This is a genomic window from uncultured Campylobacter sp. (assembly GCF_938030815.1).
Lineage (GTDB): Bacteria > Campylobacterota > Campylobacteria > Campylobacterales > Campylobacteraceae > Campylobacter_B.
In genome coordinates this window covers 1-1,095 of sequence record NZ_CALHII010000005.1, presented here as the reverse complement: position 1 = coordinate 1,095, position 1,095 = coordinate 1, and the positions used below count along the sequence as shown (strand labels likewise).

Below are 1,095 nucleotides of genomic sequence, written 5' to 3'. Positions count from 1 at the left end.
ACCGACTTTAAAATCGCGGTGGAATTTTACGTCGCACGCCACGAAATAGAATTTAAAATTTCGTCTAGTTTGCTGTTAGTTTTAAGCGATTAAATTTAAAGCCTCGTCGCCGTTTAGCTAAATTTACGGCGAGACAAATGAGGCAAAATAAAATCAGGAGGGGGTCATTATGAATCCAAAATTTATAAAATTTTTAGTACTTATCGCAGTCGGCATGGCTATCTGGTTCTGCCCGCACCCGCAAGCGGTAAGTGCGCAGGCTTGGCATCTATTCGCCATCGTAGTGGCGACGATTTTAGGGCTCATACTTCAGCCCATTCCAATCGGCGCGATCGCCTTCATCGGCGTTACGGTTGCGGTTTTGACGAAAGTTTTAAAACCTGCCGATGCCCTGGGCGGCTTCGGCAATACGACGATCTGGCTTATCTTTTGCGCTTTTATTCTGGCGAGAGGCTTTATAAAGACGGGGCTCGGGCGCAGGATCGCGTATAAAATCATCAGTCTGATCGGCGATAGTACCCTTAAAATAGGTTACTCGATCGTTATCAGCGAGTTTATTATATCGCCTGCGATGCCATCTGCGGGAGCGAGAGCGGGCGGCGTACTCTTTCCAATCGTAAAAGGCCTAAGCAGCGCGCTGGGTTCTGAGCCGGGTGATTCCAGGCGCAGAGCGGGTGCGTATTTGATGCAGACGTTGTGACAGAGCAACGGTATCACGAACGCGATGTTTCTAACCTCGATGGCTGGCAATCCTTTCATTGCAAAGCTTGCTGCCGATACGCTAGGCATTCAAATTTCATGGTCTTTGTGGGCGATGGGCGCTATAGTACCGGGGCTCGTATCGCTTGCTTTGATGCCTAGCTTGCTATATAAAATTTACGCACCCGAGCTTAAAAAATATCCACAAGCCAAGCAGATCGCAAGTCAAGAGTTAGCCGATATGGGCGCGATGAGCTACCGCGAAAAAGTGGTCGTAGGCGTGTTTGTTTGCGCACTCGCACTTTGGGCTACGGGTGGGCTAACCGGCATCGGCGCTACGACGGTGGGAATGCTTGCCGTCTGCGCGCTGGTGCTAAGCGATGTATTATCGTGGCA

General features: G+C 49.9%; 1 pseudogene. It reads left to right on the top strand.

Annotation, left to right across the window (positions count from 1 at the left end):
- Positions 1 to 169: 169 nt before the first annotated feature.
- Positions 170 to 1,095: pseudogene (locus Q0277_RS00155) on the top strand (DASS family sodium-coupled anion symporter); the annotation flags it as partial.